Source organism: Streptomyces durbertensis (assembly GCF_014156695.1).
Taxonomy (GTDB): Bacteria; Actinomycetota; Actinomycetes; order Streptomycetales; family Streptomycetaceae; genus Streptomyces; species Streptomyces durbertensis.
In genome coordinates this window covers 1-6,655 of record NZ_WMLF01000303.1, presented here as the reverse complement: position 1 = coordinate 6,655, position 6,655 = coordinate 1, and the positions used below count along the sequence as shown (strand labels likewise).

The 6,655-nt window shown below is 71.7% G+C and carries 7 protein-coding genes; 3 read left to right on the top strand and 4 right to left on the bottom strand.

The features are described from left to right. Positions 1 to 7 precede the first annotated feature (7 nt). A complete protein-coding gene (locus tag GL263_RS18655; protein ID WP_182856862.1) occupies positions 8 to 898 on the bottom strand; it encodes an ABC transporter permease in 891 nt (296 codons plus the stop codon). Continuing rightward, a complete protein-coding gene (locus GL263_RS18650) occupies positions 898 to 2,052 on the bottom strand; it encodes an ABC transporter substrate-binding protein (RefSeq protein WP_323379466.1) in 1,155 nt (384 codons plus the stop codon). Before GL263_RS18650 ends, GL263_RS18655 begins: the two co-directional genes overlap by 1 nt. Before the next feature lie 292 nt (positions 2,053 to 2,344). On the opposite strand from GL263_RS18650, the gene GL263_RS18645 reads away from it, so the two are divergent. Genes GL263_RS18645 through GL263_RS18635 form a run of 3 tightly spaced genes read left to right on the top strand, consistent with a single transcriptional unit; the run spans position 2,345 to position 5,066 of the window. Then, the gene (locus GL263_RS18645; protein ID WP_194377688.1) at positions 2,345 to 3,154 is read left to right on the top strand and encodes an ATP-binding cassette domain-containing protein; all 810 of its coding nucleotides are present in this window, start codon (positions 2,345 to 2,347) and stop codon (positions 3,152 to 3,154) included. 5 nt (positions 3,155 to 3,159) lie between these two features. Further along, the gene (locus tag GL263_RS18640; RefSeq protein ID WP_182856861.1) at positions 3,160 to 4,452 is read left to right on the top strand and encodes a hypothetical protein; all 1,293 of its coding nucleotides are present in this window, start codon (positions 3,160 to 3,162) and stop codon (positions 4,450 to 4,452) included. After that, positions 4,449 to 5,066 (top strand): hypothetical protein, encoded by a 618-nt coding sequence (locus tag GL263_RS18635; protein WP_182856860.1) that lies wholly within the window; start codon positions 4,449 to 4,451, stop codon positions 5,064 to 5,066. The genes GL263_RS18640 and GL263_RS18635 overlap by 4 nt, the downstream gene beginning before the upstream one ends. Before the next feature lie 64 nt (positions 5,067 to 5,130). Here GL263_RS18635 and GL263_RS18630 read toward each other — a convergent pair whose 3' ends face one another. Together GL263_RS18630 and GL263_RS18625 are read right to left on the bottom strand one after the other, a co-directional pair. Then, positions 5,131 to 5,775, bottom strand: coding sequence for a DUF4360 domain-containing protein (locus tag GL263_RS18630; protein WP_182856859.1), 645 nt, complete (start codon positions 5,773 to 5,775; stop codon positions 5,131 to 5,133). Between the two features lie 199 nt (positions 5,776 to 5,974). Continuing rightward, positions 5,975 to 6,637: a TetR family transcriptional regulator gene (locus GL263_RS18625; protein ID WP_182856858.1), complete on the bottom strand. Its 663-nt coding sequence runs from the start codon at positions 6,635 to 6,637 to the stop codon at positions 5,975 to 5,977. Between the last annotated feature and the right edge of the window lie 18 nt (positions 6,638 to 6,655).

Sequence of the window (6,655 nt, the reverse complement as noted above, 5' to 3'; positions counted from 1 at the left end):
GTGGGGGTCAGCGCAGCCATCGGGCACTCCGTCGCTGAAGGGGCAGGTACACGGCCATCACCAGGCCGGCGATGAGGATCATGTCGAGACTCAGCGCGAGCGCCACGTTCTCCTGGCCGACCAGGACGTTCCCGGCCAGCGCGTCCGCGATCTTCAGGGTGACCAGCGGGACCGAGCCGCCGACGAGCGCGGCGGCCGTGGCGTGCGCGGCGAACGCGCTGCCGAAGAGCAGAACGAAGCCGCCGAGCAGGGACGGCGTCAGCACCGGCAGTCCGACGTGCCGCCAGAACTGCCAGGTGGACGCGCCGGAGTTCTGCGCGGCCTCCTGCCACTGCGATCGCAGCCCGTCCATGGCGGGGATGGTCACCAGCACCATCAGCGGTGTCAGGAAGTACAGGTAGACGACGGCCAGGCCGGTGAAGGAGTACAGGTTCCAGCCGAGCGAGCCGAGGTCGGCGAGCTGCGTGACCACGCCGGAGATGCCGAGGGTCGCGATGAACGCGAACGCCAGCGGTACCCCGCCGAAGTTGGCGAGCACACCGGAGGCCGTCAGCACCGCGTTGCGCAGCGCGCCCGACCGGGAGGTGACGACGGCGCGGGCGATCAGCACGCCCAGCACACCGCCGATCAGCGCGGTCAGGGCTGACAACTGCACGCTGCCGACAAGCGAGTTCAGGTACGGGCCCTGGAGCGAGCGCTGCAGGTGCTCGCCGGTGAACACCGTGCCGCCGTCCGGGTCGGTGCGGGTGACCGCGCCGTACAGCAGCGCGACCAGCGGCACCCCGAAGCACAGTCCGGTGAAGACCAGCAGCGGCAGCGCGGCGAGCCAGGTGCGCGGCCCGCGCCGCCGGCGGACGGTGCCGCCGGCGGCGGTGGGGGCGGGGGAATGGTCGGACATCAGGAGAGTGCCTTGTCCCACTTCTCGGCGAGGGTCTCCTTGGCCTTGTCCAACTCCTCGGAGGACGGGAAGCTCGGCTCACCCTCGACCTGCGGCAGCTTGGCGACAAACGTCTTGTCGGCCGTGCCGGCCTCGGTCATCGCGGGCAGCAGCACCGGGCGGGCGTAGCCCTTCAGCCACAGGTTCTGGCCCTCCTCGCTGTAGAGGAACTCCATCCACAGCCGGGCGGCCGCCGGGTTCGGGGCCTCCTTGTTCACGGCCTGCGAGTAGTACTGGGCGTACACGCCGTCGCTGGGGATGGACACCTTCCAGTCGACGCCCTTGTCCCTGAACTGGTCGGCGTAGCCGGCGTTCAGGTAGTCCCAGTCGATGCTGATGGGCGTCTCGCCCTTCTCGACGGTGGCCGGCGTCGACTCGACGGGAATGAAGTTCCCGCTCTTCTTCAGTTTCCCGAAGAAGTCGATGCCGGGCTGGATGTCGCCGAAGGACCCCTTGTTGGCGAGGGCCGCCGCGTACACGCCGCCGAACGCCGAACCGGACTTCGTCGGGTTGCCGTTGAGGGCGACCTTGCCCTTGTACTCGGGCTTCAGCAGGTCGGCGAAGGTCTCCGGGCACTTCTTGATGCGCTTGGCGTCGCAGCCGATGGAGACGTAGCCGCCGTAGTCGTTGTACCAGCGGGCGTCGGCGTCCTTCTGACTGTCCGGGATCTTGTCCCAGGCCTCCACCCGGTACGGCGCGAACAGGCCCTCGTCGGCGCCGCTGCGCGCGAAGGCGATGCCCAGGTCCAGCACGTCCGGCGCCCGCTTCTGTCCCTTGCGGGCCTTGACGGCGGCGATCTCGTCGGCGCTGGACGCGTCCGGGTTCTCGCTGTTGATCTTGATCTTGTACTTCTCCTGGAAGCGCTTGATCAACTCGCCGTAGTTGGCCCAGTCCGGGGGCAGCGCGATGACGTTGAGCCTGCCCTCCTTCTCGGCGGCGGCGACCAGTTCGTCCATGCCGCCGAAGTCCTCGGCGGAGGTGGCGGTGGCGGCCTTGGCCTTGGCCTTGCCGGCGGCGCCGGTCGCCTCGTCGGGCGCGGCACCGCAGGCGGTGAGGGTGGCGAGTGCCGCGAGGCCGGCCACGACGGCCGCGCCACGGACGGAGGGTCTGTACACGTTCTCTCCCGAAGGCGATGGGGACGATCACTTGTCTGAACAAGCACCCCCATCACGCCGGGCCGGCCTGTACGCCCGGTGAACACCACATGGCCCCCACTCCACACTTCACGGAAGACCACCCGGGAGCGCCGCCTTCCCCGGCGGCGGCTCTTCGACCCGGTAGGTGAACGCCGCTTTTCCGCACGCGACTTCACGGCGCGACCGCGGTCCCGGGCCAGGGAGCGGGTGAGTATCGTCGGGGGCGACCAGCACAAATGAAGACAGGGGGAACGACGTGGAAACCGGCCGTATGGGGCAAGTGGACGTCGGCGGGGTGTTGGCCGGGGGTGATGCGGTGGCGGTGGTCGAGGGGGCCACGGTCCGGTACCGGACCGTGGTCGCCCTTGACCGGGTGTCGCTGGGCTTTCCGGCCGGCGTCACCGCGTTGCTCGGGCCGAACGGCGCGGGCAAGAGCACGCTGCTGTCCCTGCTGAGCACCGCCCGCACACCGAACGAGGGCAGCGTGACGCTGCTCGGTCAGCAGGCCGGGGGACGGGCCCGGGTGAGGCGGCTGCGGGAGCGGATCGGCGTGCTGCCGCAGTCGTTCGGCTACCACCCACGCTTCACCGTCGAGGAGTTCGTGACGTACGCGGCGTGGCTGCGCAACGTTCCGGCGGGCGACCGCGCCCGCCGGGTGGCCGACGCGCTGGCGCTTGTCGACATGACCGCGTACCGCGACCGGCGGATGCGGGAGCTTTCCGGCGGCATGCTGCGCCGCGTCGGCATCGCGCAGGCCGTGGTGAACCAGCCCGAACTCGTCCTGCTGGACGAGCCGACCGTCGGCCTCGACCCTGCCCAACGGGTCGGGTTCCGGGAGCTGATCGAACGGCTCGGCGAGCGGTCCGCGGTGGTGCTCAGCACCCACCTGGCCGAGGACGTCGCGCACGTCTGCGACCGGGTGTCGGTGCTGCTCGCGGGACGCGTGAGGTTCACCGGCACGGTCGGCGAGCTGTGCGCGCTCGTCGGGGACGGCAAGGTCGACGGCGGCGGCGTCGAGGCGGGATACCTGCACCTCGCCGGTGGTACCGACGGCGCCGAGCCGGGCGAGGCCGGGCGGTGATCCGCGTGCTGTGGAGTGAGATGCGCCGGGGCGAGGCGGGCAGGGTCGCGCCGCTGATGGCGCTGATCGGCGCGCTGTACCTCCTCCTGGAGGACCGCGCGGAGAGCGACTGGATCGGCTGGTGGGCGGACACGAGCATTGTCGTGCAGCTCTTCGGCGTGATCGTCATGGGATCCGTGCTGGCGGCCACTGCCTGCTGGACGGCCAGCCGAGGCCAGCGGGACCGCACCCGGCCGTGGACCGACACCGCCGCGCGTGGCGGCTGGAGCCAGGCACTGCTGCTCTGGGCGTCCGTCTGGCTGTGGACGCTGCTCGCCTACGTACTGCACGTGGTGATCGCTTTCGGCCGCACGGCCGGCGTCAGCGACGAGTTCGCACCCGTGTGGGAGCCGCTGCTGTTGGGCGCGGCGATGCTGGCGCTCCAGATCGCGGTGGGTGTGGTGGTCGGCACGTTGCTGCCGTCCCGGCTGATGGCGCCGGCGGTTGGCGCCTTCTGGTACGCGCTGTTCGTCGCCGCCGCGTTCGCGCCGGGCTCCGGGATCGGCCGGTTCGCGCCGGCCGTCGACGAGCACTGGGCCGGGTCCCTCGTCCCCGACACCGCGCTGATGCTGACGTCGGCGACGTGGTGTCTGGCCGCCACTGGGGCGGTACTGGCCGTTCCGGCGCTGGCGCGGCGTCCGGTGGTGTCGCCCCGACGGTGGGGCGTGATCCCGGTGGCGGTGGTCGCCCTCGGGGCGGCTGCTGCGCTGGTGGCGCTCCCGGAGAAGGCGACGCCGTGGGCGGCGGCGGCGCTCCAGCCCGATGACCCGCCCTGCGCCACCACCGGACGCACTACCGCGTGTCTGTGGCCGGCCAACCGCCATCTGCTGCCCCGGCTGGAACGCGCCGTCGCCGACGTGGACGCGGCGCTCGGACCGCTGGAGGGTTTCAACCGGCGGTTGAACGAGCAGTGGCTCGATCCGGGCCGGGTGGCGGGCGAGTCCGGCGAGTTCGCCGTCATGACGCCCGACGTGGGTGTACGGAGGCTGAGCCGCGACCTGTTGGCCGCCGCGATGCCACGGCCCCCGGAGGGCTGTGAGCGGGAGGGGTCGAAGGCGGCCGGGGGTCTGCCGGACGACTTCCTGCTGGTGGCGGTGGTGCACCACCGCGCCGAGGCGCCGTACGACTACTACGGCGAGGAGTTCGCGGCGGCTGTCGAGAAGGTCGTGACCGCGCCGCGCGCCGAGCAGGACGCGTGGATCGGCAAGGCGGTCGAGAGCGTGCGTGGTTGCCGACCGCTGCCAGGGCTGCCCCGGTGAGGCCGGTCGTCCTGTTCGCCAGGGGCCGTGAACTGCCCAGGGCCGTGCTGTGCGGGGCGGTGGTGGCGCTGGTCGCGGTCGCGCTGGCCGGTCGCGCCCTGGAGGTGCCCGATATCCGCTATCTCACCGACTACAGCGTGCCGATCGCAGCCGTGGTGCCGGTGGCGCACGCGGTGGTGCTCGGGACGGCCCTCTTCTCACCGATGGCGGTGCTGGAGGAGGGCGCGGCGCGCTTGCTGCGGTGGTACGAGTCGCTGCACGTGCTGCTGCTGACGGCGGTGGGACTGGTCTGGACGGCCGTGCCACTGCTGGCCGGGTTGCCGGGGCACGTCTTCGCGAGTTCCGTCCGGAACGTGGTCGGGTTCCTCGGGCTGGCGATGATCAGTGCCCGGCTGTTCGGCAGCGGCCTGGCGTGGCTGCTGCCGCTGGTCACCGTGGGGCCGACGCTGCTGCTGGGCGTCGGCCCGGACAACACGCCGGAGTTCTGGGCCTGGCCGATCCAGCCGGGCGGCAACCTCGGCGCGACGCTGGTGGCTGCCGGGCTGTGGGTGTTCGGGCTCGCGCTTGTCGTGTGTGTCGGTCCGCGTCGGAGTGAACGCGACGAGGCGTTGTAGGGGTGGGCACGCTTCCCCGGTGTCCCGGCCGTGTGGGCCGGGGACACCGGGGCCGGGGAGTGGGCTACTTGCGGGGGCAGGTTTTCCAGGCGAGGTGGTACTCGGTGCTGACGCTGGCGTCGGTGGAGTCCATGGCCATGAAGCTGGTGGTGGCCGGGTTGGACGAGCCGCGGTTCACGCGCAGTTCGGTGTTGATGTTGAAGTTGCGCTTCTCGCCGCAGGGCGCCCAGACCAGTTGTGCGACGTCGGTGACGTCGCTGGCCTGCCAGTTGTCGTTGTAGGCGCCGTTGAACCGGTGGTTCTTCTGGACGGTCTCGGGCATGCCCTGGAAGTAGTAGTTGGCGCGCTGCTCGCCCCAGGCGCCGCGTTGGAGTGAGGCGAAGCCCCGGTAGTCGGCGCGGGCGACGGCGTAGGTGAAGCCGTGCGGGACGTGGACGCGGAGGTTGAGCTGGCAGTTCTTGCGGAAGTCGGTCGGTGAGGAGTTGGGGCCGACGTGGGCGAGGTACTCGCTGTAGGTGACGGTGAAGGCGGTGTTGTCGGGGGCGACGGCGACGGCGGTGGTGCCGGGGCGGCAGCCGGAGCCGTTGACGGTGGCCAGCTCGATGACGATCTTGTCCGGCGGGGCCTCGATCCCGCCGGACGCTTGGGCGTGGGGAGCGGTGGCCAACAGAGCCAGCGCTGCTCCCGCGACGACCACGGCACGAGGCATGGCAACTCCATTCGTTCGGGGGTGTGGGTTGCCGGGGCGGGTCAGGCCCCGGCGAGGCATGCACATGCCACCATGGCGTGAGGGGGTTGTGAAGACCGTGAAGGGCCGGGGGAGTTTCCTGACCTGAAACGCCCGGTCGGGTATCGGCCATCCGCTGGATGGCCGGAAAGCAGGGGCTGCCCCGGGCGCGGCGCCGGTGTCAGTCCTCGGCGATCAGGCGGCAGGCGGTCTCGATGTCGAGGCGGACCTGCGCGATGGACGCGCGGCCGGAGAGCCAGGTGACCAGGGCGGAGTGCCAGGTGTGCTCGATGACCCGCACGGCGGAGAGCTGGTCGGCGGTGGGCGGGGAGTCCAGTCGCATGGCGTCCAGGATGATCGCCGTGGTGAGGCGGGAGACCGTGTCCACCTCGGCGCTGACCGAGCGGTCGGCGAAGATCAACGCGCGGACCATCGCGTCGGCGAGCAGCGGGTCGCGCTGGAGGGCGCGGAAGGCGCGCATCAGGGTGTCCGCGACCCGGGTGCTCGGGTTGTCGCCGGCCGGCGGGTTGCGGTGCAGGGTGCGGTGCAGGCGCTGGAGCTGGTCCTGCATCGTGGCGACCAGAAGGTGGATCTTGGACGGGAAGTAGCGGTAGAGGGTGCCGAGCGCGACCTGCGACGTCTCGGCGACCTCGCGCATCTGGACGGCCTCGAAGCCGCCCTTGCCGGCCAGCTGGGTCGCCGCTCGCAGGATGGCCCGGCGCCGGGCCTCCTGGCGTTCGGTCAGCGGCGGGTCGGCGGGCGGCGCGACGCCGCTCGTGTCGCGGGCGGGACCGGAGGCCGGGGAGGTGTCGCGCGCGGCGCGCGGCTTGGGTCGGGGCGTCATGGCGGTGGCGCGGCTCCC